The organism is Bradyrhizobium sp. WSM1253, from assembly GCF_000244935.1.
In the GTDB taxonomy this organism is placed as follows: Bacteria; Pseudomonadota; Alphaproteobacteria; order Rhizobiales; family Xanthobacteraceae; genus Bradyrhizobium; species Bradyrhizobium canariense.
This window is the reverse complement of the sequence record NZ_JH600073.1, coordinates 7,832,005-7,858,361: the sequence shown is the minus strand read 5'-3', so window position 1 is coordinate 7,858,361 and position 26,357 is coordinate 7,832,005. Positions and strand designations below refer to the sequence as shown.

24 protein-coding genes, 1 tRNA gene and 2 pseudogenes are annotated in these 26,357 nt (G+C 64.3%); 9 read left to right on the top strand and 18 right to left on the bottom strand.

The genetic code is table 11. The annotated features are described in order from the left end of the window. Window positions 1-75: 75 nt before the first annotated feature. Both BRA1253DRAFT_RS38060 and BRA1253DRAFT_RS38055 read left to right on the top strand, forming a co-directional pair. The gene (locus BRA1253DRAFT_RS38060; RefSeq protein WP_007603106.1) at window positions 76-339 is read left to right on the top strand and encodes a hypothetical protein; all 264 of its coding nucleotides are present in this window, start codon (window positions 76-78) and stop codon (window positions 337-339) included. Between the two features lie 205 nt (window positions 340-544). Beyond that, window positions 545-1,835 (top strand): annotated as a pseudogene (locus BRA1253DRAFT_RS38055) (IS5 family transposase). Between the two features lie 7 nt (window positions 1,836-1,842). Here BRA1253DRAFT_RS38055 and BRA1253DRAFT_RS38050 read toward each other — a convergent pair. Beyond that, a complete protein-coding gene (locus BRA1253DRAFT_RS38050) occupies window positions 1,843-2,304 on the bottom strand; it encodes a host attachment protein (protein ID WP_007603102.1) in 462 nt (153 codons plus the stop codon). Between the two features lie 308 nt (window positions 2,305-2,612). Here BRA1253DRAFT_RS38050 and BRA1253DRAFT_RS42500 point away from each other — a divergent pair, with 308 nt between their 5' ends. Both BRA1253DRAFT_RS42500 and BRA1253DRAFT_RS38045 read left to right on the top strand, forming a co-directional pair. Further along, on the top strand, window positions 2,613-2,888 hold the full coding sequence (locus tag BRA1253DRAFT_RS42500; protein WP_007603100.1) for a hypothetical protein: 276 nt from the start codon (window positions 2,613-2,615) through the stop codon (window positions 2,886-2,888). Between the two features lie 437 nt (window positions 2,889-3,325). Next, window positions 3,326-4,291 carry an AraC family transcriptional regulator gene (locus tag BRA1253DRAFT_RS38045; RefSeq protein WP_007603098.1) on the top strand — a complete coding sequence of 322 codons (966 nt, stop codon included), beginning with the start codon at window positions 3,326-3,328 and terminating at the stop codon, window positions 4,289-4,291. A 59-nt stretch (window positions 4,292-4,350) separates the two neighbouring features. On the opposite strand, the gene BRA1253DRAFT_RS38040 is transcribed toward BRA1253DRAFT_RS38045, so the two are convergent. The 3 genes from BRA1253DRAFT_RS38040 to BRA1253DRAFT_RS38030 all read right to left on the bottom strand — a co-directional run bounded on the left by BRA1253DRAFT_RS38040 (window position 4,351) and on the right by BRA1253DRAFT_RS38030 (window position 5,855). Beyond that, window positions 4,351-4,427, bottom strand: a tRNA-Arg gene (locus BRA1253DRAFT_RS38040). Between the two features lie 151 nt (window positions 4,428-4,578). After that, the gene (locus BRA1253DRAFT_RS38035; RefSeq protein WP_007603097.1) at window positions 4,579-5,124 is read right to left on the bottom strand and encodes a hypothetical protein; all 546 of its coding nucleotides are present in this window, start codon (window positions 5,122-5,124) and stop codon (window positions 4,579-4,581) included. A 161-nt stretch (window positions 5,125-5,285) separates the two neighbouring features. Beyond that, a complete protein-coding gene (locus BRA1253DRAFT_RS38030) occupies window positions 5,286-5,855 on the bottom strand; it encodes a hypothetical protein (RefSeq protein WP_007603096.1) in 570 nt (189 codons plus the stop codon). 178 nt (window positions 5,856-6,033) lie between these two features. Between BRA1253DRAFT_RS38030 and BRA1253DRAFT_RS38025 the strand changes: the two genes are divergently transcribed. After that, on the top strand, window positions 6,034-6,417 hold the full coding sequence (locus BRA1253DRAFT_RS38025) for a VOC family protein (protein ID WP_007603095.1): 384 nt from the start codon (window positions 6,034-6,036) through the stop codon (window positions 6,415-6,417). A 49-nt stretch (window positions 6,418-6,466) separates the two neighbouring features. On the opposite strand, the gene BRA1253DRAFT_RS38020 is transcribed toward BRA1253DRAFT_RS38025, so the two are convergent. Then, entirely contained in the window at window positions 6,467-6,964 is a 498-nt protein-coding gene (locus BRA1253DRAFT_RS38020) for a hypothetical protein (protein WP_007603094.1), read from the bottom strand. 256 nt (window positions 6,965-7,220) lie between these two features. On the opposite strand from BRA1253DRAFT_RS38020, the gene BRA1253DRAFT_RS38015 reads away from it, so the two are divergent. Next, entirely contained in the window at window positions 7,221-7,571 is a 351-nt protein-coding gene (locus BRA1253DRAFT_RS38015) for a GrlR family regulatory protein (RefSeq protein ID WP_007603093.1), read from the top strand. A gap of 99 nt (window positions 7,572-7,670) precedes the next feature. Here the strand turns inward: BRA1253DRAFT_RS38015 and BRA1253DRAFT_RS38010 are convergent, their stop codons facing one another. The 9 genes from BRA1253DRAFT_RS38010 to BRA1253DRAFT_RS37970 form a co-directional block, all read right to left on the bottom strand. After that, a complete protein-coding gene (locus tag BRA1253DRAFT_RS38010) occupies window positions 7,671-10,358 on the bottom strand; it encodes a PAS domain S-box protein (RefSeq protein WP_007603090.1) in 2,688 nt (895 codons plus the stop codon). Between the two features lie 126 nt (window positions 10,359-10,484). Next, on the bottom strand, window positions 10,485-11,399 hold the full coding sequence (locus tag BRA1253DRAFT_RS38005) for a DMT family transporter (RefSeq protein WP_007603089.1): 915 nt from the start codon (window positions 11,397-11,399) through the stop codon (window positions 10,485-10,487). Between the two features lie 80 nt (window positions 11,400-11,479). After that, window positions 11,480-12,295 (bottom strand): hypothetical protein, encoded by an 816-nt coding sequence (locus tag BRA1253DRAFT_RS38000; RefSeq protein ID WP_007603088.1) that lies wholly within the window; start codon window positions 12,293-12,295, stop codon window positions 11,480-11,482. A 4-nt stretch (window positions 12,296-12,299) separates the two neighbouring features. Further along, entirely contained in the window at window positions 12,300-13,253 is a 954-nt protein-coding gene (locus tag BRA1253DRAFT_RS37995) for a dihydrodipicolinate synthase family protein (RefSeq protein ID WP_007603087.1), read from the bottom strand. Window positions 13,254-13,281: 28 nt separating this feature from the next. After that, window positions 13,282-14,160: an SDR family oxidoreductase gene (locus tag BRA1253DRAFT_RS37990; RefSeq protein ID WP_007603086.1), complete on the bottom strand. Its 879-nt coding sequence runs from the start codon at window positions 14,158-14,160 to the stop codon at window positions 13,282-13,284. Between the two features lie 181 nt (window positions 14,161-14,341). Further along, on the bottom strand, window positions 14,342-15,202 hold the full coding sequence (locus BRA1253DRAFT_RS37985) for a MaoC family dehydratase (protein ID WP_007603085.1): 861 nt from the start codon (window positions 15,200-15,202) through the stop codon (window positions 14,342-14,344). A gap of 214 nt (window positions 15,203-15,416) precedes the next feature. After that, window positions 15,417-15,806 carry a Zn-ribbon domain-containing OB-fold protein gene (locus BRA1253DRAFT_RS37980; RefSeq protein WP_007603084.1) on the bottom strand — a complete coding sequence of 130 codons (390 nt, stop codon included), beginning with the start codon at window positions 15,804-15,806 and terminating at the stop codon, window positions 15,417-15,419. Beyond that, the gene (locus BRA1253DRAFT_RS37975; RefSeq protein WP_007603083.1) at window positions 15,806-16,963 is read right to left on the bottom strand and encodes a thiolase domain-containing protein; all 1,158 of its coding nucleotides are present in this window, start codon (window positions 16,961-16,963) and stop codon (window positions 15,806-15,808) included. Before BRA1253DRAFT_RS37975 ends, BRA1253DRAFT_RS37980 begins: the two co-directional genes overlap by 1 nt. Before the next feature lie 392 nt (window positions 16,964-17,355). Continuing rightward, window positions 17,356-20,847 carry an indolepyruvate ferredoxin oxidoreductase family protein gene (locus BRA1253DRAFT_RS37970; protein WP_007603082.1) on the bottom strand — a complete coding sequence of 1,164 codons (3,492 nt, stop codon included), beginning with the start codon at window positions 20,845-20,847 and terminating at the stop codon, window positions 17,356-17,358. Between the two features lie 280 nt (window positions 20,848-21,127). On the opposite strand from BRA1253DRAFT_RS37970, the gene BRA1253DRAFT_RS37965 reads away from it, so the two are divergent. Beyond that, window positions 21,128-22,354, top strand: a complete 1,227-nt coding sequence (locus BRA1253DRAFT_RS37965; protein WP_007603081.1) for a cytochrome c — start codon at window positions 21,128-21,130, stop codon at window positions 22,352-22,354. Window positions 22,355-22,536: 182 nt separating this feature from the next. Here the strand turns inward: BRA1253DRAFT_RS37965 and BRA1253DRAFT_RS37960 are convergent, their stop codons facing one another. Next, on the bottom strand, window positions 22,537-23,181 hold the full coding sequence (locus BRA1253DRAFT_RS37960; protein ID WP_007603079.1) for a trimeric intracellular cation channel family protein: 645 nt from the start codon (window positions 23,179-23,181) through the stop codon (window positions 22,537-22,539). A 164-nt stretch (window positions 23,182-23,345) separates the two neighbouring features. Here BRA1253DRAFT_RS37960 and BRA1253DRAFT_RS37955 point away from each other — a divergent pair, with 164 nt between their 5' ends. Continuing rightward, the gene (locus BRA1253DRAFT_RS37955) at window positions 23,346-23,738 is read left to right on the top strand and encodes a hypothetical protein (protein ID WP_007603078.1); all 393 of its coding nucleotides are present in this window, start codon (window positions 23,346-23,348) and stop codon (window positions 23,736-23,738) included. Window positions 23,739-23,797: 59 nt separating this feature from the next. On the opposite strand, the pseudogene BRA1253DRAFT_RS37950 reads toward BRA1253DRAFT_RS37955, so the two are convergent. The 3 genes and pseudogenes from BRA1253DRAFT_RS37950 to BRA1253DRAFT_RS37940 form a co-directional block, all read right to left on the bottom strand. Beyond that, window positions 23,798-24,606: pseudogene (locus BRA1253DRAFT_RS37950) on the bottom strand (oxaloacetate decarboxylase). A gap of 51 nt (window positions 24,607-24,657) precedes the next feature. Then, window positions 24,658-25,008 (bottom strand): antibiotic biosynthesis monooxygenase, encoded by a 351-nt coding sequence (locus BRA1253DRAFT_RS37945; RefSeq protein ID WP_007603077.1) that lies wholly within the window; start codon window positions 25,006-25,008, stop codon window positions 24,658-24,660. Window positions 25,009-25,045: 37 nt separating this feature from the next. Beyond that, complete coding sequence (locus tag BRA1253DRAFT_RS37940; RefSeq protein ID WP_007603076.1) at window positions 25,046-25,354, bottom strand: NIPSNAP family protein; 309 nt, start codon at window positions 25,352-25,354, stop codon at window positions 25,046-25,048. 194 nt (window positions 25,355-25,548) lie between these two features. On the opposite strand from BRA1253DRAFT_RS37940, the gene BRA1253DRAFT_RS37935 reads away from it, so the two are divergent. Next, on the top strand, window positions 25,549-26,247 hold the full coding sequence (locus tag BRA1253DRAFT_RS37935) for a winged helix-turn-helix domain-containing protein (protein ID WP_035994716.1): 699 nt from the start codon (window positions 25,549-25,551) through the stop codon (window positions 26,245-26,247). Window positions 26,248-26,357 lie beyond the last annotated feature (110 nt).

The window sequence follows — 26,357 nt, the reverse complement described above, 5'->3', positions numbered from 1 at the left end:
CGGCAGACGGGTGCTCCGGCCGCCCGAACTGGTTATAAACGGCTGACCTATTCGTGCGGGTTCCGGAGATTCGAGATGAGCAAGTTGAAGCTTGTAGCCGCGATTGCAGCCCTGTCGGCCGCAATCCTTGCCCCCGGCCTCGCAGAGGCGCGGGGACATCACCGGTACCACCGCCACTACGCGAACCCATTGCCCTACCCGATCAGCTATCTGCACAATTACGGGCCCGGCATCACGCCAGGGACGTTCGCCTTGTACGACGGCCCGTCGACCAACCATTGCTACCAGAGCGCAGCCGCCTATGTCGGCCAGGACCGCCGCCGGCACCCCTGCTTCTGAGGAGCGCAGGCGCGTCCTCTGCGGGGGCCGCTATTTGGTCGTCCGTGAACAAGGCTCTAAGCGATTGAGCAGGAGTCAGTTTTCCGGTTGCGGCGGCATTTGACATTGCAGGGATTGGGGGCTTGAGGCCCCCAAACCTTGCAATTTTCGTTTGTGGATTCCCTTTCGCTGCGGACCATGATTCTGTGGTGCATCGGAGGGGTCGATGCGACCGAAGAAGCACAGGACGACGGGATCGAACGATCTGTTCCGGGCGCGGCTGGACCAGATCACCAACATGAAGCACGAGCTGGCCGGCCGCTCTAGAGCGAGAATGGCCGGCCCGGGATCGAGACCCGGTTCATGATCGGGCTGCTGTTGCTCAAGCACACTTACGGGGCTGTCCGACGAGGGCGCTTGCGAGCGCTGGGTTCACGACCCGTATTTCCAGTTCTTCACCGGGCAAGAGTTCTTTCAGCATGCCTTCCCGCACGAGCGCTCGGACCTGAGCCATTGGCGCAAGCGGCTCGGCGCTGCTGCTGGCGGAGGGCCTGCGGGTGGCGCACGAGGCCGGCGCGTTACGCGGCCAGGACCTCAAGCGCGTCACCGTCGACACCACGGTGCAGCCGAAGGCCATCACCTTTCCGACCGATGCCAAGCTGCTCCATGCGGCTATCAAGGGGCTCAACCGCCTGGCGAGAAGGCACGCCGTCAGGCTGCGGCAATCCTATTCTCGTGTGGCCAAGACCGCCGCGATGATGGCGGGCCGCTACGCCCATGCCAAACAGTTCAGCCGGCATCAGCGGCAGTTGCGCATTCTGCGCAGCCGGCTCGGCCGCATCATCCGCGACATCCGCCGCAAGATCGAGGGCCAGCCGGCATTGGAGGAGGCATTCGCCCTCCCGCTTGGCCGGGCCGTGCAAATCCGCTCGCAGCAGCAGCGCCAACGCGGCTGGAAGCTTTATTCCTTCCATGCCCCGGAGGTGGAATGCATCGGCAAAGGCAAGGCCGCCGCGCCTTACGAGTTCGGCGTGAAGGCCTCCATCGTCACCAACAACCGCCGGGCGCCCGGTGGCCTGTTCGTACTGCACGCCAGGTCGCTGCCCGATAATCCCTACGACGGTCATACCCTGCGGGACGTCATCGACCGCACCGAGGCGCTCACTGGCTGTCCGATCGAGCGGGCCTATGTCGACAAGGGATATCGCGGCCACGACACGCAAAATCCCCGTCGCGTCTTCATTTCGGGCCAGAAGCGCGGCGTGTTCGGCGCCATCAAGCGCGAGCTCCGGCGCCGCTCCGCCATCGAGCCCATCATCGGACATCTGAAGGCCGAAGGTCACCTTGGCCGCTGCTATCTCAAAGGCCGCGCCGGCGACGCCGCCAACGTCGTGCTCTCAGCAGTCGGCCACAACTTCCGCCGTATCCTCGCCTGGCTCAGAGAACTCTTGTGCCTCTTCCTGATCCAGCTATCGCATACGCTTGCCTGTCCGCTCCCGCTCAATTCGGCTTCTTAACGGACGACTATTTGGCGGCGCCCGACAGCAGCAATTGCTTCTCGATCTCGTAGACCGGCAGTTTGACGAGGTCCTTGCCGACCTCGCCCTGGAGAGCCTTGCGCACCACGTCCGAATAATCGGCGCGGATCATCCCAAGCGCACGCGGCGAGGCCACCAGGGTCAAGGCCGAGGTCTCGCCTGAGCTAACGGCGGCATCGAGCCGTCCGGCCAGGCCGCGCAGGAAGGCGCGCTCGGCCTCGTCGTGCCAATCAGTCTGCTCTACCGAGCTGCGCGCGCTGCCGGCCGCGCCATGGAGCCTGCCCGGCGCGTCGGTCCCTTGCGCACCGGTCGAGGGATTGGGCTGTTCGTGCACCTCCCTGGTGTGGAGGTTCGGAAACATCTCGTCGCCGAGGTTTTCCAGAATGAGCGCCTTGCGCCCGTCGCACACGACCAGCCAGTCACCCTTGTCGATTCTCATTTTGTCCATTGCACAGCTCCAAAGCGACCTCGCGAGCCGGCTCTTCGAAATGCTCGAAAGGCTGGCCACGACGCCAAGCTTAGGGGCGAAGCTGCACAGTTGGATTGCGCGGGATCAAGGATGGCGGCGATTTCCCGCGGAGCGCAACGCAAGCGCAGCATTGGTCAAGAGCACGAACCTGGGATAGTCTGGCGGAGCTGTCAGGCCTGCGGCGGGCTGGCTGAAGACCTGTTCATCAGCATTACATTTCGCTCCCGCCACAATTTGATCAGAACAAACTTCGATATCCCTGTATTGCGTAAGCGGAGAAAGACATCATGAAGCTTAGAATTGGCCTCGTCGCCGCGTCCCTGTTGGGTGCCTTGGCCGCATCGCCGGCGGCGTCTGCCATGCCCATCGCGCCAGCTCCTGCGACGCCGCGGGTCTCGGACGTCGAGCAGGTCCGCATGGTCTGTGACGCCTGGGGACGTTGTTTCTGGCGCCCGAACTACTATGGATACTACGGTGCCCCGGCCCCCTATTACGGTCCCCGATATGCGCCGCGCTATTATGGTGGCCCGCGCTACTACGGACCACGTTATCGCCGCTGGTGATTCTAAAGGGGCCCTCCGGGGCCCCTTCGCTTTTGCGAGATCAAGGATGTTGGTCTGGAGTCATTCCAAAACTGATCTAGATCAAAGACGAAATCCGCCACGCCGTCATTCTCCGACGATGGTCGATTTGATCGTTTTTCGATGTCCCCAGACGGGCATGAATGTGCAGACACATCTTGAGAAGCAACAGAGACAGGAGGCACAGAGCTTCGCCTCCTTTGCCTGTCCCGCCTGCACGCGGCTGCATTTCATCGACCTCGCCTCCGGCCAGCCGATGACGCGAGACCGTTGACGACGACATCGATCCGCCGGGCTGCATGCCATGATGTCCGCAATACTACGGCCCGGAATCCGGTTTACTGAAACGCGATGTTTCGCCATTGATGGCGATGTTCTGACGTTCATTTGATTGTCATATGCGGCAGCCGGCCACACGCATGTTGTTCGACGCCCTCGCCCCATCATCCGCGCTTCGATTGATCGGCTTTGCCGACGTCGATGCGTTTCGGCCGATCGAGTCGATGGAGGATGCGAGAAGCATTCCGCTCGACGTCCGGAATTTCGCGGCGGCTCGCGCTGTCGTCTCCCTGCCCGGCTGCCGCATCGTCATGATGCGCTCGTTCGCACGCATCCTCGACGCCACCTATCGGATGCCCGGCGGGATGGTGATCCTGCCCATGACGGACGACCTTCAGGTCAATTCCAAGGGCATGGATCTGGACGCGCGTTTCTTCATCGCGCTCCGCGGCAGCGATGAATGCCATTTCGTCGAGCGTCGGACCAATCATCATGCGATGATCATCTTCTCACCCGGCCTGAGTGACCGGGGCTGGTTCGATCAGGCGGACGATTTGCGGGCCCACGGCGCGAACCGCCCCGCTTTGCTCCACGCACGGCAACTCCTTCTCGACATTCTGCGAACCGCGTCGGTGCAGCCGGCCTTGTTCGAAACGACTGAGGTCGCCGCCCATCTCCAGGAAGGCTTGCTGCTCGCGCTCGACGATCTGTTTCGCATCGATCCACTCTCAGACCGGAGTGCCTCCGTCCAGGGCGAGCGGTCGATCAAACTCGTGCAGCGGATCGACGATTACGTCGCTGCACATCAGACTGCTCCGATCTATACCGCCGATCTCGCCGGCGAGTTTGGCGTCTCGATCCGGACGCTCGGCGGCGCCGTCAGCAAGGTGTGTGGCATGAGCCTGCACCAGTACATTCGCCTCAAAAAATTGTGGGCGACGCGGTCTCGCCTTCTCAAGGGCGGCGGCGCCACCGTCGCCACATGCGCGCGCGCCCAGGGCTTTCACCATTTGGGCGAGTTTTCCGCAGCTTACCGCGCAACCTTCCACGAAACCCCGTCCGACACGCTGGCACGAGGCCGGCAAGCAGGTCCGACGGCAGGCTGACGGGCCAGGCCGCTGCGACGGTCGTTGTTGTCAACGCCTCTTCGGAACATATCCGGAATTGGCGCGCTCGGAGAGATTCGAACTCCCGACCCTCGGAATCGAAATCCGATGCTCTATCCAGCTGAGCTACGAGCGCCCTGGCCCAGATCTTGGGCCGTAACCGAGACGCCCCAGATCGCTGCTGGCGAGCCAGCAGGCCGGACGACGTTCGGATGGGTTCGAATTAGCAGAGAGGCCGGCCAATAAAAAGCCCTTCCCGCCGGATTCGAGAAGGGTCGGACCCGCTCTTACCAAGTGCTGTTGAAGAAGCCGAAATGCGGCTGCTGCGCCATCACCATCATCGGCCCACCTTGCTGCGGCATCGGACGCGTTCTGGCGACCTTGCGCTTGGGCTGCTGCGCCGGGGTCCGAGGGGGCTGGGCCTGAGGAAGCTGGGCCTGCGCCTGAACTTGCGGCTGAATTTGCGTCTTGGCTTCGGTCCTCTTGGCGGCAGCGGTATTGGCCTTCGCGGCCGGCGTGAATTGGGCGAACGTCTCGCGGACCCGTGCCTTGGCTGAAATCTCGGCCAAAGCCGGAGACATGCTCTCCACGGGCGGCTGGGGAGCCGCGACGGCGGCGATCTTCACCGCAGGGGCGGCAAGCGTCGGCTGACTGGTGTCGAGAACGACGCGCTCCGGCAGGTGGCGATCGGACCGGATCCGGATCAAAGGCTGTTCGTTGCTTGCGGTTGCGACAGCCTGCGTCACAGGCGAAGTCGGCAGAACGGAGTTCGCCGCGAACAGCAGTGCGAGCAAGGCTCCACCGACAAAGAAGAAATACCGAAAAATGGGCATTTGGCCACGCTCCGCCCGTCGCATCCCCGCGTGGGCTCTCCGCCTTAACGGGCGATCATTTAATTGGTTCCTGGCCCAGCCGTTCGGTTCAAATGGCGACGCCAAGTTTTTTGCCCAAGCCCCCAGGACAGTAACTTTTCCGCTACCGGAAAATGCCGGCCTTAGGTCCGGCGTGCTGCCACAAGCGAACACTTCGCCTGATCGGCATTCACGTTGACGAAGCCGACAGGAATGCGCGCAAAAGTCTTGCGGCTCTTCATGCCGACCGTATCAGCCAGAACGCGGCTGCGGTCGGTGAGATGACTGCCATCGCGCCGCGCAAAAGCGCAGACGATCTCGACATCCTTTACGGCATAGTCATTGTCGTTGCGGAGCGTGAGCGTCACCAGCGCCTTCGAGCCAAGGCCGCCGCGGCGCCAGGTCTGAGATGAAATCCTGATCCGACCGAGTTCTGCCATTGTCGGAATCTGAGCTTCGGAAGGCGACGACGGGGCGGCCGCATCGCCCAAAGGCGCCGTCTCGACCGCTGCCACGTCAGACCTCACCGGTTCGGCACTGTTGCCTCTGGAAACAGGGAGCAGCATCCAGACGCCGCAACCGACGATGATGGCCGCCAACAGCCATAGCAGGCCTCGCCCAACTGAAACGCTCGCGATCGTCACCGCCCGCGCCAGTCGTTCGCCGGGCCCGGCGAAACGCCCTAACCCGATGCGGTCAAACCCAGCGTTCATGGTTGCCTCACCGATCGCGGCGGAAGCACGTTCGACAACGGATTCCGCCACTGCTTACCTTAATCCGGAAGACGAACTAAGGTTCCCGCGCACTGGCGAGTCGGCAAGAGCGGTGGCGGTCACCGGCCGAGGCCGCTAACATGCGCTGCAACGTCAAGACCCGTCGGGAGAACATGAAATGCCAGTCGTCACTTGGGATCACGTCCATCTGCGCAGCCCCGATCCGGAGGCCACGGCGGCCTGGCTGCGGGACATCCTTGGTGGCGAGATCGTGCAAGCTCCCGGACGGATCGACGTGAATCTTGGAGGCGCAAGGATCTTCATTGCGCCACTCGAGGGCGACAACGCGGTCAACCCGCCGCCGCCCCACCCGCATCAGGGGCTCGACCATTTCGGTCTCACGGTGAAGGACATCGACGCCGTCGCCGCCGAGATCAAGGCCAAGGGCGTCACCTTCACGCGCGAACCGACCACGATCCGCCCCGGCGTGCGGATCTGCTTCATCCGCGGCCCCGAAGGCATCTCCATCGAGCTGCTCGAGCGCGACAAGAAATATACCTGACACGGCGCGCGCCGCATCGGCGCACCGGGCGACGTGGGGCCCCGCGCGCCTAAGTCATGCTGCCGGGCATGAAGCAGCGGATGGCCACGCCCATGTAGCCGTAGATCGGCCAGACCATGGTGCGTCCCACCCGGTTCGGCTCCGAGATCACAGCCTCCTCTGGCACATCGACCCAGACGAGCTCCTGCGGTCGGCCGTCGATCACGTAGCCATAGCGCGGGACGCGGACCCGATAGTGCCCGTCCTTGCTGTCCCAGTCGGTGTCCGAGAGTGCCGAGCCGTCTGCATCGGAGCAGCAAGGCCCCTTGCCGCTTCGCAGTCCGTCGAACCAGGCCTTCAATTCGGCATTGGTGTTGACGAACTGGCCGCGGTCGCGCGCGTGCCCGAAGGGGGCTGCGAGTGCGATCAGGGCCAGGGCGCAAGCGAGGCTCGCCACGGTTCGCCAGCGTACCGCGCCGCCAATCCGCCGTTGTCGTGTTTCGCAAATCGTGGGACGCACACTGTACAGACGCGGCTCCTCGCCGCCGGAATCGATCCAGTTGCTCACGTTTGTCTTGCTCCAGCACCCCGCGGCCAGTGCAACAATGGTTATGCATTTCGCGGGCCAACTTGATTCGCAACGACTGGCCTCGCTTCATGATCAGACCGTCATGGCGGTGTCATAGACAAGCCGGGACAACTACGGCTCACGGACAGGCTCGCAAGGCCGGCAGCCAAACTCCCGCGTTGCGTGGCCGCATGCCCTTTGGCATAAATGCCTACCGGTTACGCCATTGGGCGATGGCGGCCGGCCTCGGGACGTTATGAAGAACGGCCTCTATTCGATTCACGTGAACCTGCTCGATGGTCGGGTCGGCAAGGGCAGCGGCGTGATTCTTTTTCGCGACGGCAAGATTCTTGGCGGCGATGCCTACCTCTATTACACCGGCAGCTACACGGTGAAGGACAACACCTTCAAGGGTGAGGTGCTGGTCCAGCGTCACACCTCGCCGCGGGGCGACGACAATCCGCTGTTCGGCGGGCCTGCCGCGGTCGGCATCGGCGTCAGCGGCACCTTCACGGAGACGCGCGGGGACATGACGGGCACCGCGCTGGTCGGCAAGGCCAGCCAGATTTTCGGCGCAACGCTGCACAAGCTTGCGGAGGCCGACTAGAACTTCGGGTTTTAATTGAATCGACCGAAGCTCTGGATTGTTGTTTCGACGCGTTTTCTTCACGCGGACCGGCATCTACTTCGCTCGAAAACGTTCGAGCTATTCCGCGGCCTGCTCGAGCGGCGCCACGCGCGGCAGGATGATCTGGATACGTGTGCCGCTGCCCGGTTCGGAATCCAGATCGAGCCGTCCGCCGAGCCTGTTCGTGACAATGCTGTAGACGATGTGCAGCCCGAGACCGGTGCCGCCCTGGTCGCGCCGCGTCGTGAAGAACGGATCGAAGGCACGGCGGCGGACGTCGAGCGACATGCCGCAGCCATTGTCGGAGAAGATGATCTCGACATTGTCCTTGCCGGACTCGCGCACCTGGATGTCGATGGTCCCCGGCCGACCGTCCGGGAAGGCGTGCGCCACCGCGTTGAGAAACAGATTGGTCAGCACCTGGCCGTAGGGTCCGGGATAGCTGTTCATGGTCAGATCAGGCTGGCACTCGACGTTGAGCGTCAGATTGTGCTTACGCAGGCCCGGACGCAGACTCATCACCACCTGCTCGGTGAGGTCACCGAGATCGAAGCTGCGCTGGTCCGAATAGTTGCGGTCGGCGGCAACCTGCTTGAACGACTGGATCAGCTCGGCGGCGCGGTTGAGATTGGAGACGAGCTGCGAGGACGCGTCGCGGCTGGTATGGAGAAAGTCGTTGAGCGTGGAGCGGCGCAGCTCGCCACGCTCGACCTCGGCGGTGAACATCGCGGTCTTGCGCTCCAGCGCGGAGGCGACCGTGAGGCTGATGCCGACGGGATTGTTGACTTCGTGCGCGACGCCGGCGACGAGGCGCCCGAGCGCCGCCAGCTTCTCCGCCTCGATCAGCGAGGCCTGGGTCTCGCGCAGATTGCGCAGCGCGGTCTCGGCGGATTCCTTAGCCTTCCGCATCTCCTGCTCGCCGCGCTTGCGCTCGCCGATGTCGAGCGCCACGGTCACGATCCGCTCGATCTCGCCTTCGGCATCGAGCAGCGGCAGCTTGTTGACGAGCCATTGCCGCATGTGGCCGGAAGCATCGATGTACTCCTCTTCGTAGAAGCCGAGACCTTTTCGCAGCGTCAGCACGCGCTTGTCGCTCTCGTCGGACTTGGCAGCGCCATAGCGAGACATCAGGTCGGCCGTGGTGCGGCCGAGCGCATCGCCGGGCTCGATGCCGAAGATGCCGGCCATGTAGCGGTTCATCAGCACGTAGCGCAGGTCGCGGTCCTTGACGTTGATCACCGCGGGCACGGTGTCGATGACCTGCTGGAGCAGGCGCCGTCCTTCGGCGATGGCGTCTTCCGCGCGCTTCTGGTCGGTGATGTCGCGCAGCGTGCCCTCGTAGCGGACGATCTTGCCCGCCTCGTCGCGGACGCCGGTGGCACTGTCGGACAGCCACAGGATGTCGCCGCCGCGCTGGCGCACCTGGTACTCAAACTCGCGCACCATGCCGTCGCGTGCCATCAGCCGCTGATATTCGACGCGCGCCTCGGGATTGACGTAGATTGTGTGGGCGATGTCGTTGATGCTGTCGATCAGCTGCTGCGGGCTGTCGTAGCCCATCATCCGCGCCAGCGCCGGATTGGCATTGAGGAGGTCGCCGGCCGGCGTCGTGACATAGATGCCATCGACCGAGCCCTCGAACAGTTTCCGGTAGCTCTCTTCGGCGAGGCGCTGCTCGGTCAGTGCGCGCACCGCCGCCTCGCGCGCCGTGTCGGCCTCCTCCAGCGCGCGGCGGAACACTTCGGCCGCCCGCGCGATGTCGCCAATCTCATTGTCGAGATCGGCGGACGGGATCGAGGTGTTCTTCTCGCCGGCTGCGAGCGCGCGGATCGACCGCGCGATCTGGGCGAGCGGACGGACTGTCCGCCGCACCACGAAGCCGGCCGCGAGAATACCGATCAGCACACCGATGGTACCGAGCACGATGCTCTGCCAGCGCGCCTCCGTCAGCGTACGGGCAAAGTCGCGCGACAGCACGTGACCGCGCCGGGCGCTGACCTCGCGCAGCAATTCGGTGACGCGGCCGATCAGCCGGCCCTCGGTTCCCAGCACCTCGCGATCGATGTCGGCGATCTGCCGTTCACGGACAGCGACCGCGATGATCGCCTCGGCGTAGTCGTTGACCGCCGATCTGAGCTTGGGATCAGTGACGCCCATCGCTCGCATGCTCTGCGCCGCCTGCTCAGCCGCAGACGGGTTGCGCGCAAGCAACCCGAGCGCGATCCGGCTCTGCGCTTCCGACAAGCGGGACGCCAGCTCTCGGTCCGCAGTGCCAGAGACAGCCGCGTCGAACTGGTCACGGAGCGGCGGCAGGCCGGCAAGCAGCTGGGCGCGGCGGTCGATCAGCGTCGAGATCCGCTCCAGCCCGCTGCGATAGGTCGCAAGCCGCTCGCTGACGCCGTCGATCATGTCCTGCTGCTCGGGCACGAGCTCGATGCGGGTCTTCTTCAGGATGTCGCTGAGCGTCGAGGCCGCCTCGCCCACCTGCTTGAACTGGATGCCGGCGCCGGGATCGGTGACGAAGTCGCGCGCGGCGAGCCGCAGCTCGTTCATGCGGCGGTCGATGTCCTCGGCGAGGTCGCCGACGCTCTGCAGCCGCTGCAGCTCGGCAAAGGTCGTGTCGATGTGCCGGATCGCGATCACGCTCGCGGTCGAGGTGACGATGATCACCGCCAGCACCAGAAGGAAGCTGCCGAACGTGAGCTGGCCGATGGAGAGCGAGAATGTTCGCTTTTTCTCAGGGGTCGGCGTCAATTCGGCGGACATTGGTGATGTGAGGACCCGGCTATTGGAGCTCCAATATACGACGTATTGCGGTCCCGGGGGAACATGCGTCTCGCCGCCGAATATCCTTAATATTGCAGCCCTGCCGGACCCCCGCCGCCTCGGCTTTTATGACGTTTTGACGTCGGCCGGCCGCCGGGCCGGGATGGTCATGGCGGCGACGCCGAGAACAACGCAGGCAAGGCCGATCCAGGCGGTCCGGCTCAGGCTCTCGCCGAGGAAGGCGACGCTGATGGCAACCCCGATCGGCACGCGGAGATAAGCCTGCGCCGTGGTGCCGACCGAGCCCAGGATCTGGATCAGGCGGAAATAGATCACGAAGGCCGCGGCGGTCGAGAATGTCGCCAGCGCGAGCAGCGCCAGCACGGAACTCAGCGAGGGCGACAGTGTCCAGGGCTGCTCGACGATGAGCGAGGCCGGGACCAGCGCCGCCGCCCCCGCCAGCAGCGAGCCGGCCGCGGGCGCCATGGGATCGAGGCCCTTGAAGCTGCGGCCGAAGATCGCGGCGCAGGCGTAGCAGATGGTGGCGGCAACGATAGCGGCCTCCGCGACGAGGCCGCTTCCGACATCATGGACGGCGTCGACGCCGACGATCAGCAGGATGCCGGCCATACCGGCAACCACGCCAACCAGCTTTCGCGGTGTCGTCGCCTCGTGACGCGTCACTAGGGCCGTGAGCAGGAAGGTGAAGATCGGGCCGGCCGAGTTGAGGATGGTCGCGAGCGCGGCATCGACGTGCCGCTCGCCCCAGGCGATCAACGTCCAGGGGATCACGCTGTTGAGCACGGCCTGGAAGGCGAAGCGTTGCCAGGTCGCGGCATCCGTCGGCATCCTGATGCCTCGCGCCCACATGATCGCGAGCAGCAGGAGGCCCGCAATCGTGGTGCGCGCCGCGATCAGCGTGATCGGCGGAATGGTGGCGACGCCGAGCTTGATGAAGGTGTAGGAGCCGCCCCACAGCGTCGCCAGCGCGAGCAGCAACGCCAGCTCGACGGCAATGTTGTTGTCCTGTCGGTTGTCCATGTCGCGCGCTCGATCCCGTTGTCAGGGACGGAACCTAGCGCGTCTGCCCTCGCCGATACTTCGTTGTGTGTCGAAGTGTTCTAGCCGAGCGCCCCGACCTCGAACACCTCACCGTCATAGCCGGCCTCGCGGGGAATGCGGAGCTGACGGCCGGTTTCGGTCTTGGTCATGACAGGCATCACCGTCACGACGGACATGCCGCGGGCGTGCTCCAGCGCCGCGCTCACGCTTCCCTGCTTGGCGAGCCGGATCAGATTGCGCGTGGTCGGGAACGGCAGCTTGAAGCGGCCGCTCTCGCCTCCCTCCACCGCCTCGCGCGGCGAGACCCAGATCGAGTCGGTCGACTCCCGGCCATCATGCGCGCCGAGCTGGTCGGGCGGTGCCGCCGCAAGGAAGAACCAGGTATCGAAACGTTTTGGCATCCCCTCGGGCGTGATCCAGTGCGCGTAAGGCACCAGCGTATCGAGCGCGAGCTGGAGGCCGTTATCGGCCAGAATGCTCAGGAAGCTGATCTTGTGCTCGTTGAGCGCCACGCGATGCGCATCCGCGATTTCGCCGGCGCGCTTGGCGTCAACAGGCGTGCCCGAGTCCTTCGAGCGCGCCAGCAGGATGCCGCTTTCCTCAAAGGTCTCGCGGATCGCGGCGATCCGAAATCCGCGGTCCGCTTCACTCAGTCCCTCGCCGCCCGAATACAGATCGGAGCGGGCGACGATCTCCTGATCGCCGGCATCGACGCTGCCGCCGGGAAACACCAGCGCGCCCGAATTGAACTCGATCTGATGATGGCGGACCATCATGAAGACTTCAATTTCGTCGCGGCTCTTGCCGTCGACCTTCGCGCCGTCGCGCAGCAGGAGGATCGTCGACGCAGGGCGTGATGCTGATGCCTCGGCCATTCGATTAACCTGCCGCGCTGGATTGCGAGCCGAGATTTGCGCGCTTGTCGACGCGGGCGACTCGCGACAGCAGGTACTCGACCTCTGCCTTCGCCGTCGGCGTGATGGTGGCGCCGGGCTTGCGCTGGGCGCTGGAGGCGATGATGCCGCGTTTCTGCAGCACGTATTTGCGCACGGCAAGGCCCGCGCCGGGCTGCTGTTCATAGCGGATCAGCGGCAGATGCGCGTCGAACAGATCATGCGCGGCGTCGCGCTTGCCTTCCTTCGAAAGTCGCACGACGTCGATCAGAAGCTCGGGGAAGGCATAGCCGGTCATGGCGCCGTCGGCGCCGCGCTCCATCTCGAAGTCCAGAAAGAGCCCGCCATTGCCGCAGAGGATCGAGAGCGGCCGCAGCGAGCCGTCCTTCTGGAAATTGCGCAGCGTCGAGATCTTTTCCAGCCCCGGCCAGTCCTCGTGCTTGAGCATGACGCAGTTCGGATTGTCGGTGACGATCTTGCGGATCACGGCGGGGGTGAACACCACCGACAAGGTCAGCGGATAGTCCTGGAGCACCCAGGGCACGTCGGGGCCGATGGCATCGGCCGCCTGCTTGTAATAGCCGATGATCTGGTCGTCGGTCCGCAACGACGGCGGCGGCGCGATCATCACACCGGCTGCACCGGCCTCCATCGAGGCCTTCGCCAGCGAGCGCATGGTGGCAAAACCCGGCGCGGAGACGCCGACGATCACCTGCATCTTCTTGGCTCGCTTGACGAAGCGTACCGCCACCTGCTCGGCCTCGGCGGCATCGAGCTTCGGCGCCTCACCGAGGATCCCCAGCACCGTGACGCCGTCGCAGCCGACCTCCTCGTAGAAATCGGTCAGGCGGTCGATCGAGCGCTCGTCGATCCGGCCGTCATCGTGGAACGGCGTCGGCGCGATTGCGAAGGTGCCCTTGGCGTCGGCGGTGAGCTTCATCGTTGTCCTTGTTTCTCTCTGTCGATGCCTAAAACCGCCGCGCCCCCATCTTGATCTGCTCTTCGGAGAAGAAGATCTCCTTGGCATGATCGGCGATGTCCTGGGCGTTCCAGCCCGTGTGCGGCGGCTTCCAGCCGTCCATTTCCATCATCCGCATTTCGCGCACGCCGCGGGGCCCGGACACGCCCAGCACCTTGCCGGTCTGGTCGCCCGACAAATCGCTGACCATGTATAGCACGGCCGGCGCGATGCCGTCCGGCCCCAGCGCCGCACCGGGGTTCTCCTTATAGCGGGGCAGGTCTGCGGTCATGCGGGTCAGCGCGCCCGGCGCAAGCGTCCAGATCCGGATGTTGTATTTGCGCCCCTCGATCGCCAGCACGTTGGACAGGCCCCAGATGCCCCCTTTGGCCGCGCCGTAATTGCTCTGGCCGAAATTGCCGATCAGGCCCGAGGTCGAGGAGGTGTTGACGATGACACCACCGCCGTTTTCCCGCATCCAGCGAAACACCGGCATGGTGCAACAAAAGGTGCCCTTCAGATGCACCTTAATGACCTTGTCCCAGTCGGACTCAGAGGCCTTGGCGAAGGTCTGGTCGCGCAGAATGCCGGCATTGTTGACGAGGATGTCGGCGCGGCCGAAATGCTTGATGGCGTCGTCGAACACCGACTGGCCGCCTTCCATCGTGGAGATGTCGGCGCGATTGGCAACGGCCTTGCCGCCTTCGGCCTTGATCGCATCCACCACGAGCTGCGCCATCGATGTGTCGGCGCCGGAGCCGTCACGGGGCCCGCCGAGGTCGTTGACGACGACGGAGGCCCCTTCCCGCGCGAACAGCTTCGCGTAGGCCTCACCGAGCCCCCCGCCCGCGCCGGTGATCAGCGCAACCTTCCCGTCGAGTAGTCCCATGGTGGCTCTCCCTGGTTTTGTTTTTCTTACCTCGCCCGGCTTGCGGGGAGAGGTCGGATCGCCCTTGCGATCCGGGTGAGGGGGTACAGGTCTCAATACCGTCTCGGCTCGTGGTGAGAGCCCCTCACCCGCCCTCTCCCCGCAAGTGCGGGGCGAGGGAGACGACGGCCGTCGCGTGTTGCTAACCCAACACCGTCTTGCCGTTCTTGATCACGGTGACGCCGCGCGACTTCACCTTGGCTTCGAACGAGATCACGCTGCCGTCCTTCCAGAGGTCCATGGTCACGGTCTCACCGGGATAGACAGGCGAGGAGAACCGCGCGACGTGCTGGCGGAAGGCGGAGGCATCGTAGTCGGCATAGGTCTGGAGCACGCCGCGGCAGGTGATGCCGTAGGTGCACATGCCGTGCAGGATCGGACGCGGGAAGCCGGCTTTCTTCGCGAACTCAGGGTCGGAGTGCAGCGGGTTGCGGTCGCCGCAGAGACGATAGACCAGCGCCTGGTCGGGACGCGTGACGATGTCGATCGTCGTGTCGGGTGCGCGCGACGGGATCTTGTGCGGATCCGGCTGGGTCAGGTTCGGCCCGCCAAAGCCGCCGTCGCCGCGGGCGAAGCGCGAGGCGACCAGCGTTGCCAGCTTCTCGCCCTTCTCGTTCTTGAGCACGGTCTGGTGGCTGATGACGACGCCCTTGTCCTTGCCTTTATCGTAGACTTCGACAACGGAGGAATCGGCGGTGATGTGCGCGGCGACCGGCAGCGGCTGGTGGAAGGTGATGTCGCGCTCGCCGTCGACCACCATCACGCGGTTGAGGTTCATCTCGCCCGGACCCGCGCCCCACGCCGCAACGGACGCAAAGGTCGGCACCACCTTGAGCGGTCGCGGCGTCAGCGTGCCCTCGTTGACGAAGGCGAGCTCGTTTTCGTCCATCGGATCGGCGCCGAGGCCGATACCGTAGGCATAGAGCATCACTTCGCGGTCGGTGTAGGCATATTTCTGGCCGAGGTTCTTGAGGCCTTTGAGTTCGTCGTATCTGGCGGACATTTTTGTTGTTTCCTCCCGGCAGCTTCAGCTGAGCGGCGCCCATTGTTGCGCCCTCTCCCCTTGTGGGAGAGGGCTACAAGGTGCCCGCAACAAACTCGTTTGGGTGAGGGGTTCGCTCCTCATCGAACAATCTCTCTGTGGAGAGATACCCCTCATCCGGCGCTTCGCGCCACCTTCCCCCACAAGGGGAGAAGGGAAGAACTCGCCGCGCCTACTACGCCGGCGTGAAGAACGGCAGCGGCGCCCCGTCCGTCGGCTTGAACACCACCTTCACCTTCTGGCCGATCTTCAACGTCGTCAGATCGCAATCGACGAAATTGGTCTGGAGCGATGGTCCTTCCTTCAGCGTGACATAGCCGATCGCGTAAGGACCGGTCGGCGACTTCCGCATCAAGCTGTAAGTGTAGATCGTGCCTTCGCCCGAAGACTCCTCCCACACCGTCTTGTCGGAGTAGCAGAACGGGCAGATCGCGCGGGGGAAGTAATGCGCTTCGCCGCAGGCGGTGCAGCGCTTGATCATGAACTTGCCCTCTTTGGCCGCGTCCCAGAACGCCGCTGTCTCAGGGTTCGTCACCGGGGCCGGATATTTCTTGGCTTCGCTCATCACACGCGCTCCAGAATCGCAGTCGAGGCGGCGTGGCGGACACCGAGAAGCCCGCCGGTGCCGTGGGCGATGGCGAGATCGCAATTCTTGACCTGCACCTTCGGATGCGCCTCGCCGCGCAGCTGCCGCACGGCCTCGAGGATCTTGGTCATGCCGCCGCGGTTGACGGGATGGTTGCTGCAGAGGCCACCGCCGTCGGTGTTGAACGGCAGCTTGCCGACGCCCGAGATCAGATTGCCGTCGGCGACGAACTTGCCGCCCTCGCCTTTCTTGCAGAAGCCGAGGTCTTCGAGCTGCATCAAGACGGTGATGGTGAAGCTGTCGTAGATCGAGGCGTATTTGATGTCCTTCGGCGTGATGCCGGCTTCCTCGAAGGCACGCGGGCCGGACCAGATGCCGGCGGAGTAAGTGAGGTCGAGATCCTTGCCGCCGCGCGGGCCCTTCATCGCCTCGCCGTGGCCAATCAGTCTGACCAGCGGCTTCTTCAGACTTTTTGCGATCTCGGGCGTGGTCACGATCAGCGCGCCACCGCCGTCGGAGACGACGCAGCAATCCATGCGATGCAAGGGATCGGAGATCATCGGCGAGTTCAGGACGTCCTCGACGGTGACGACGTCCTTGAGCATCGCATGCGGATTGTATTGCGCGTGGTGCGAGGCCGCGACCTTGATCCAGGCGAGCTGCTCGCTGGTGGTGCCGTAGTCGTGCATGTGACGCATGGCACACATGCCGTAGGCATTGTGCGTGGTCGCGCCGTAAGCCGTCTCGAAATCGGCCTCGGCGCCGGCCGCGCGCGGCGGCATCGCGCCGGTACGCGGCTTGCCGGCCAGCGTGATCAGCGCGACCGAGCACTTGCCCGCGGCGATCGCTTCGGCGGCGTGGCCGAGATGGATGATGTAGGAGCAGCCGCCGGTCTCGGTGGAATCGACATGGCGGAGTTTCTTGGTGTTCAGGCCGAGATAATCGACCATCGGCCAGGCGCCGCCCGGGGCGTCGCCCGCGCAGAAATAGCCGTCGACATCGTCCTTGCTGAGCCCGGCATCCTCGATCGCGCCCTTGGCGACCTCGGCATGGAGCTGGGCGGTGGATTTGTCCGGCGCATGCCGGGTCGGGTGTTCGTAGATCCCGGCAATGTAGGCTTTGCCCTTGATGGTCAAATAAGGTCTCCGCTGGCGTTTCTCACTTCCAGTTTTTTCTGAACCGCTGCTGCCCTGTTGGCAAGCGCGGAAATATTCCGCCGGGCGAGAGAGCAGCGGGTTCGCGCAAATGGCCGAGGTGCGGTGGGAGGGCCTCTGCTTCCGGAATCGTCACGCGAGCGCAGCGAAGCAATCCAGGAATCTTTCCGCGGACGCATTTCTGGATTGCTTCGCTACGCTCGCAATGACGGGAACGACGGGCAGAACCCTAAAGGTGTTTTGCCCGACAGCACAAGCGGTTTCGTTTTATCGGAACACACTTTTCTGCGAAAACAACCCCATGCACAGTAGACCGGTGGTTGATTTAAAACAGGAATTTGGTGGGTGGATTAGCGAGTCCACCCACGAAAATTCTACTCCGCCGCGATCTGCCGCGGAGCCGGCGGCGGGTTCGCGAGGTCGGCGGCGAGCTGGGCGTAGCGGGCCTTGGCATCCGCTACGGCCTTCTCCTTCACCGGGCCGTAGCCGCGGATGCGGTCGGGCAACGACAGCAGCTCCACCGCGGTGTCGATCGTGAGCGGCGACAGCAGGCCGAGCACGGTGGCGACGTCCTTCTCGTAGCCGGTGATCAGATCGCGTTCGAGCTTGCGGTCGGCGCTGCGACCGAAGATGTCGAGCGGCGTACCGCGCAGGAACTTGAATTTTGCCAGCACACGAAACACCGGAAGCATCCACGGGCCGAAGGCGCGCTTTTTCGGGCGGCCGAGCGCATCGACGCCCCTGCTGAGAATAGGTGGTGCCAGGTTGAAGTTGAACTTGAAGTCGCCCTCGAACTGGTCGCGGAGCTGCTTTTCGAACGCGCCATCGGTGTAGAGGCGCGCAACCTCGTATTCGTCCTTGTAGGCCAGCAGTTTCGCGTAGTTGACCGCAACGGCGCGCGTCAGCGCCTCGTCATAGCCGCCCTGCCTGGCGGCGTCGCTGACCTGATCCACCAGCTTGCGGTAGCGCTTGGCCAGCCGGCCGTTCTGATAGGCGGTGAGATGCTTGGCGCGGTGCTCGACGAGTTCGTCGAGCGTCATGGCGTCCAGGGTCCTGGGCGCAACGGCCTCGTCCGTTCCCTTCAGCATATCGGCGAGGCGCTGGGGGTCGGCGACCGCGAGGCGGCCGAGGCGGAAGGCTTCCTTGTTCATCTTGATCGAGACGCCGTTGACCTCGATCGCCTGCTCGATCGACTCCGCCGACAACGGCAAGAGGCCCTTCTGATAGGCGTAGCCCATCATCATCATGTTGGTGGCGATGCTGTCGCCGAGCAGCTGTTCGGCCGGCTTGGTGAAGTCGAAGAATACCGAGTCCTTGTGCAGCGCAGTCTCCAGCAACCCGTTCAGCTTGCGGGTCTGGAAGTTGAAATCGCGGTTGAGAACGAAGTCCGCGGTCGGAATGACGTGGCTGTTGATGATGCCGCGGGTGCGGCTGCTATCGCAGAGCGAGATGGTGTCCTTGGCAACCGCGACCACCTCGTCGGCTGCGAGCACGACATCGGCCGTGCCGGTGACGATGCGCGAGCAGGTCACCTCGGCCGGATGATCAGACAGGCGGACGTGGCTCAGCACCGCCCCACCCTTTTGCGCAAGACCCGACATGTCGAGGATCATCGAGGCCTTGCCCTCGATATGGGCGGCCATGCCGAGCAGCGCGCCGATGGTCAGCACGCCGGTCCCGCCGACGCCGCCGACGGCGATGTTGTAGGGCTTGTCCAGGTTCGGGCGCGATGCCGGCTCGGGCAGCACGCCGATATCGCCGACGCCCGCCGGCGCGCGCTTGCGCATCTTGCCGCCGTCGACGGTGACGAAGGACGGGCAAAAGCCTTTGACGCAGGAATAATCCTTGTTGCAGGTCGACTGGTTGATCGCGCGCTTGCGGCCGAACTCGGTCTCCAGCGGCTCGACCGAAATGCAGTTCGATTGCACCGAGCAATCGCCGCAGCCTTCACACACCGCGGGATTGATGAGCACACGGCGCGCAGGATCCTCCATCGTGCCACGCTTGCGGCGGCGGCGCTTCTCGGCGGCGCAAGTCTGCACGAAGACGATGGCGGACGCGCCCTTGACCTTGCGCAGGGTTTTCTGGACCGCATCGAGCTCGTCACGATGCGCGGTCTTGACGCCGGGCGCGATCTCGTTCGCCGGATAGGCGTCGGGGTTTTCCGAGACCAGATAGATCTCGCGGATGCCTTCGCTGTGAAGCTGGAAGGTGATCTGCTGCGGCGACAATTCGCCGTCGACATGCTGGCCGCCGGTCATCGCGGTCGCGTCGTTATAGAGGATCTTGTAGGTGATGTTGGCGCCGGAGGCGATCGCCTGGCGGATCGCGAGGCTGCCGGAGTGGAAATACGTGCCGTCGCCGAGATTGGCGAACACGTGCTCTTCCTTGGTGAAGGGGGCAACGCCGACCCACGGCACACCCTCGCCGCCCATGTGTGTGAAGGTCTCGGTCGAGCGATCCATCCACAGGGCCATGAAGTGGCAACCGATGCCGGCAAAGGCGCGACTGCCTTCGGGCACCTTGGTCGATGTGTTGTGCGGGCAGCCGGAGCAGAAATACGGGGTGCGGGCGACAGGCGCGGTCGCCTGCATTTGCGACGCCTGGCGGCCGTTGAACCAATCGGCCTTGGCGCGCAGCATCGTTGCAATTTCGGGATTGAGATCAAGTCGAAGCAGACGCTCGGTGAGCGAGCTGGCCAGTGAGGCGACGCTGAGTTCTTCGGCAAAGGGGAGGAAGCGCTTGTCGTGGTCGTCCATCTTTCCGATGATCCGGGGACGGACGTCGTCGCGCCAGTTGAACAGCTCCTGCTTCACTTGATTTTCGACGATCTCGCGGCGCTCTTCGATGATGAAGATTTCCTCGAGGCCCACGGCGAATTGCCTGACGCCTTCCGGCTCCAGAGGCCAGGGCATGCCGATCTTGTACAATCGAAGTCCGATCTTGGCGGCGACCTCGGGCGTGATACCGAGCTCGCGCAGCGCCTGACGGATATCCTCGTAGCTCTTGCCGGACGCCATGATGCCGTAGCGGGCATTCGGCGAATCCATCGTGACACGATTGACCTTGTTGGCGCGCGCAAAGGCGATCGCGGCAAAGCCCTTGTAATCCTGCAGGCGGCGGTCCTGGGCGAAGCGGTCGTCGGGCCAGCGCAGATTGAGGCCGCCTTCGGGCATCTCGAAATCGGTCGGGATCACGAACGGCGTCATCTCGTCGGTGAGGTCGATCTCGGCGGTGGTCTCCACCGTCTCGGTGATCACCTTCATGCCGACCCAGCAGCCCGAATAGCGCGACATCGCGATACCGAGAAGGCCCATCTCGATCATCTCGTGGACGCTCGACGGGTAGAGATAGGGCATCAGCGCCGACATGAAGGCGTGGTCTGATTGATGCGGGACCGTCGAGGATTTTGCACCGTGGTCGTCGCCGGCGAGACACAAGACGCCACCGTTCTTGGCGGAGCCCGCGGCATTGCCGTGGCGGAAGACGTCGCCGCAGCGATCGACGCCGGGGCCCTTGCCGTACCAGATGCCGACCACGCCGTCATACTTGGCGCCGGGCGAGAGGTTGAGCTGCTGCGAGCCCCAGACCGCGGTCGCGGCCAGATCTTCGTTCACGCCGGGCTGGAACTTGATGTTGTACTGCTCGAGATGCTTGCGCGCGGCGAAGAGCTGCTGGTCGTAGCCGCCGAGCGGCGAGCCGCGATAGCCGGAGATGAAGCCCGCGGTGTTCAGCCCCGCGGCACGGTCGCGCCGGATCTGGGCCATCGGCAGGCGGACCAGGGCCTGAATGCCGGTCGTGAAAATATGTCCGGTGTCCTGGGTGTATTTCTGATCGAGACTGATCGGACCCTGGTTGATGCCCATTATGTCCTCTTCCGCCCTTTTGAGCGCTTGGCTGCTTAAGCCGTTGCCTGCCCGTTGTTTTTAGCTAGGGCGCGCCGACCATTTCCGCCACTCTATGTCGGATATTTCACGCTCCGCATCACAATTCTGGACCAAAGGCAGCGCCGGGTAAAAATCGCAATTTCGTGGCTGCATTGGCATCCGCGATTTTCATTTTGTGTCACCATACCCCCGCCGTCGCGCAACGAATTGACGCCCGGTCATCCGGGACGGCGTCGATGGGGCGCAGGAGAGGCTTTCGATGCGGACGATTCTGGCTGGCCTGGCTCTCGTGGGTCTGGCGTTGTGCAGTGCGGTTGCGAGCGCGGCCGTCGCTGCCGAGCCTTCACCGGAGCTGATCGCCACCGGCAAGGCGCTGGTGGAGGCCGGCGACTGTGCCGGCTGCCACACCGCCGATCCCGCCAAACCGTTCGCGGGCGGAAAGCGCATCGACACGCCGTTCGGCGCGATCTACGCGCCGAACCTGACGCCGGACCGCGACACCGGCATCGGCGCCTGGACCGACGCCGACTTTACCCGCGCCGTGCGCACCGGCGTCGCGCCCGATGGCTCCAACTATTACCCGGCGTTCCCCTACCCCTATTTCACGCGGATGACGAAGGACGACACACTAGCAATCCGCGCCTATCTCGGAACGCTCGCGGCTGTCACGAGCCGCAACAAGCCGCCGGAGCTACGCTGGCCGTTTAGCCATCGCGGCCTGATGCGGATCTGGAACATGGTGTATTTCAAGCCCGGGCTGTTCGAGCCGGACCAGAGCCAGAGCGCGGTGTGGAATCGGGGCGGCTATCTCGTCACCGGGCTCGGCCATTGCGGCGCCTGCCACACGCCGAAGAACTATTTTGGCGCGGACAAGCAGGCGCAGGCACTCGCGGGCAACGAGGTCGGCGGCTGGTACGCGCCACGGCTCGATGGCGCCGCCCGCACCGGGCTGAAATCGTGGAGCGTCGAGGACGTCACGGAATATCTTCAGAGCGGGCGCAACGCCAGGAGCCATGCCAGCGGGCTGATGGCAGAGGTGGTCGTCAACTCGACTTCGAAGATGAGCGATGCCGACGTGCGCGCGATCGCGGTTTACCTCAAGGACCTGCCGCCGGCGCGGCGTGAGACGATCGTGACGCCGCCTGACGATCCCGAGATGAAGGCCGGCCAAGCCGTCTACGCCAAGCTCTGCATCGCCTGCCATGAGGCCGACGGATCCGGCGCACCGCGCATCTATCCGCCGCTGCCTGCCAACGCGCTGCTGCAATCGGTCAATCCGTCCTCGACCTTGCGGATCATCCTCGACGGCGCCCACACCGTGACCACGCCGCGCGCGCCCAACACCGGGGAGATGCCGGCCTATTCCAACCAGCTCTCCGACCAAGAGGTCGCGGCGGTGACGAACTACATCCGCAACTCCTGGGGCAACGCCGCTCCGCTGGTGACGCCGGCGCAGGTCGCCAAGGCGCGGAAGCAGGAGCCGTAACGAACGAACCTCGCGCGGCCGCGACGGTACGCTCCCTCGCCCCGTTCTTGCGGGGAGAGGGTTGGGGTGAGGGGCTGCTTCGGCGACAATCGTGACACTTGGACTCGCGGAGAGCCCCCCTCACCCGCCACGCTTCGCGCGTCGACCTCTCCCCGCAAGCGGGGCGAGGTAAGAAAGAAGACCTACCGCTCCTCCTCTTCCGTGAACACGAATTTCGGCATTTCCCATTTGTAGCGCACCGCCAGCAGGCGAAAACTGATGCCGAGGACGAACGTCAAAATGGTCCAGAGCTCGGCGTTCAGCTTGAGGCCAAAGGCGGTCGCATAGAACAGTCCCGTCACCACCGAGACACTGGCATAGAGCTCGGAGCGGAACAGCAACGGCACGTCATTGCAGAGCACGTCCCGCAAGACGCCGCCGGCGCAACCGGTCACCATGCCGGAGACGATGACGATCGGCAGCGTGGCATCCATCTGCCAGGCGATGTCGCAGCCGGTCATGGTGAAGACGACGAGGCCGATAGCATCGAGCACGATGAAGGCCAGTTTCAGCCGGTGCACCAGCCGCGCCATCAGGATGGTGAGGAAGGCTGCGCCGCCGGCCAGCGCGAGGTAGATGGGATTTTGCACCCAGGCCAGCGGATAATGACCGAGAAAGAGATCGCGCAAGGTGCCGCCGCCGAGCGCCGTGATGCAGCCGAGGAAGCAGACGCCGAGCCAATCCATGCTGCGGCGGCCGGCAGCGAGCGCGGCCGTCATGCCTTGCGCCGCGACCGCGACCAGCGACAACAGATGCAGCACGCTATCGCTCGGCGGCAAGCTCCACATCGCTTTGTTCCCTTCCGTCAGCGGAGCTTACGCTTCAGGTTCCCCAGCGAACAGGTTCCCGATTCCCGCCGCGGGCGCAACATGCGACGAAAGCATTAAGGAGGGCGGAACAGAATCTCGCATCCACGGGTTGTCCCGCCGCAATAATCGAGGAGAACCAATCGATGGCTGACGACCGTTTTATCAACGATCCGTACCGCCCGAATCTCGCCGATGATGAGTATCGCAATGCGGCGCGACGGGATGCCCAGCTCCAGGTCGACCCGGAGCTTGGCGAAGGCCCCGCCTCCAGCGGCAAAGTAGCCCTGTTCGCCGTGGCCATCGCCTTGGTGCTGGGTGCCGTGTTCTACGGCCTGAACAACACCGGCACCAGCAACCAGGCGAGCACCACGCCGGCGACGCAGACCGCCCAGCAGGCGCCGGCTACCAATCCGGCTGCACCTCCCGGCATGCGCGACGTGACGCCGCGCACCAACACCGGGCCGGGCGTGACCACGGGCGCCGCGCCGAGCAAGCCGACCCCGGATACGCCCGCACCGGCCGACGGCGCGAAGTAACGATTTGCAACAATATGCGACAGCGGCGGGATTTCAGATCCTGCCGCTTTCGTTTGTCTTTAGCTGAACATCTTGTTGAGCTCGCCGCCGGGATAGCCGCTCGCGAGCTCCGCGAAGGTGCCCTTCTCCGCCATTTCTTTCGCGGCCCGCATGAAGCCGCCCCAGGCGGCGCGAGCGAGCGAACCGCCGACGCTGATCCGGCGCACGCCGAGATCGGCAGCTTCCTGCAGTGACAGCCCGGAGCCGCCGATCAGCAGGTTGAATGGTTTGGGTGCGACAGCCTTCACCACCGCGCGATGTCCTCGCGGCTCTTCAGGCCCGGCGCGTAGAGGCAATCGGCGCCGGCATCGGCGTAAGCGGTGAGCCGGTCGATGACGAGCTTGAGGTCGGTCACGCCCCACAGATAAGCCTCGCAGCGACCAACCAGCAGCGCGCCGCTATCGCCGATCGCCTTGCGCGACGCCTTGATGCGCTCGACTGCGAGCGCGCGCTCGTAGATCGGCTTGTCCTTGTCGCCGGTGGAATCCTCGATCGACAGGCCGGCAACGCCGGTGCGCACACAGCGCTCGACATTGTCCGCGACCTTGTCCGGCTCGACTGCAAAGCCGCCTTCGAAATCCGCGTTCACCGGGATGTCGACGGACGTGCTCAATGCCGCCAGATGCTGACATACGTCCTCGACGGAGACGTGGTTGTCGGCCTTGCCGATGGTCCAGGCAAAGCCCGCACTCGACGACGCGAGTGCCTTGAAACCGAGGTGCTGCAACGCTTTCGCGCTGCCGACGTCGACCGGATTGGGCAGGATGAAGCAGCCGCTCTCGTGCATCTTCCTGAAGGTCGCGCGCTTGTCAGCAGTTGTCACGTGCATGTTTCTCTCCCTTGTTGGCCGCGCAGAGATGGGGACGTGCCGCGGCGCGCGCTAGTGCGCATCGTGCACCGCGCGGCTATCCTTCGGCGCCTGCTCGCGATCATTCATGCTGTAGTCGCGGATGACGCTGGCGATACGCAAATGATAATCGGCGAAGATTTTCGCGCGGCCTTTGGCCTGGGTGCGGCGGTGCTCCATCGTGTTGCGCCAGGCTTGCACGGCCGCCTCGTCCCGCCAGAACGACACCGACAAGATTTTGCCCTTGTCGGTCAGGCTCTCGAAACGCTCGACCGAGATGAAGCCGTCGATGGTTTGCAGGATCGGCTTGAGGTCGGCCGCGAGGTCGAAATAATCCTGGCGGTGTTCCGGCTTCGGCCAGACCTCGAAGATCACGGCGATCATGGGCGTCTCTCCTGTCGTTGATGGCCTACAATATCACTTACAAGACCACTTGGCGCAGAAACGTGCGCTCTTCCGCGAGGATGAATTTGTGCTCCTCGGCGAAGTGGAAGTTCGCCATGCCTTCCGTATCCTGACGCAGCCGGGCGCGGTAGGCCTCATACGCAGCGAGACTCTCGAAGGTGATCAGCGCAAACGCGATGTTGTTGGTGCCCTCGTGCGGCATGAAATAACCGATCAGATCGCCGCCGCATTTCGGGATGATGGTGAGCCAGCGCTTCGAATACTCCTCGAACTGCGCACGCTTGAAGGGATCGAGCTGGTAGCGGATGAAGACGGTGACGGACATGATGGGCTCCTCTGGTTCCAAACCGTCATTGCGAGCGCAGCGAAGCAATCCAGGAATCCCTCTGCGGAGGCAGCCTGGATTGTTTCGTCGCCAGTGCAAAATTGCTTCGCAATTTTGTCACGGGCTCCTCGCAATGACGAGCAACCCCAAGCTACGCGCTTGCCCGACCGCGATGCTTCGGCTACCATCGAAGCATGAAATCAGGTCCAGACATCGCCATGATCGCCTCGCTCGTCGGCGATCCCGCACGCGCCAACATGCTGACGGCGCTGATGAACGGCCGCGCGCTCACCGCGAGCGAGCTGGCGCAGGAGGCCGGCATCACGCCGCAGACCGCGAGTTCGCATCTTTCCAAGCTCGAGGCCGGCGGCCTGATCGAGCCGGAGAAGCAAGGCCGCCACCGCTACTATCGCCTCACCGACGACGACGTCGCCGGCGTGCTGGAGGGCCTTGCGGGCCTTGCCGCGCGGACCGGCCACATGCGCGTGCGCACCGGGCCGAAGGATCCGGCGTTGCGGCGAGCGCGGATCTGCTACGACCATCTCGCCGGCGATCTCGGCGTGCAGATGCTCGACACCCTGCGCGCGAAAAACCTGGTCAAGCAGAGGAAGCAGGAGATCGAGCTGACGGCGGATGGCGAGCGCTTCCTGGCGAAGCATCTGCAGATCTCGCCCGACATGCTCACCCATCCCCGCCGCCCCGTGTGCAAGGCCTGTCTCGACTGGAGCGAGCGGCGCCACCATCTCGCCGGCACGCTGGGCGCCGCCATGATGCAGCGTTTTGCCGAGCTGAAATGGGCCGCGCGCGACGCTACGCCCGGCAGCCGCGTGGTGAATTTCACCCGAACCGGCGAGAAGCAGTTTGCCGCGTTGTTCGGTGACGGGCGGGACTGATCACGCGAAACGCGTGCGATAGCACAATCGCGTGTGAACGGGTGCCGTCGTCGGAGCCAGGCTTGACCCGGCCAACCAGGTCTTTATGCGAACGATCGTTCCGTAACGCT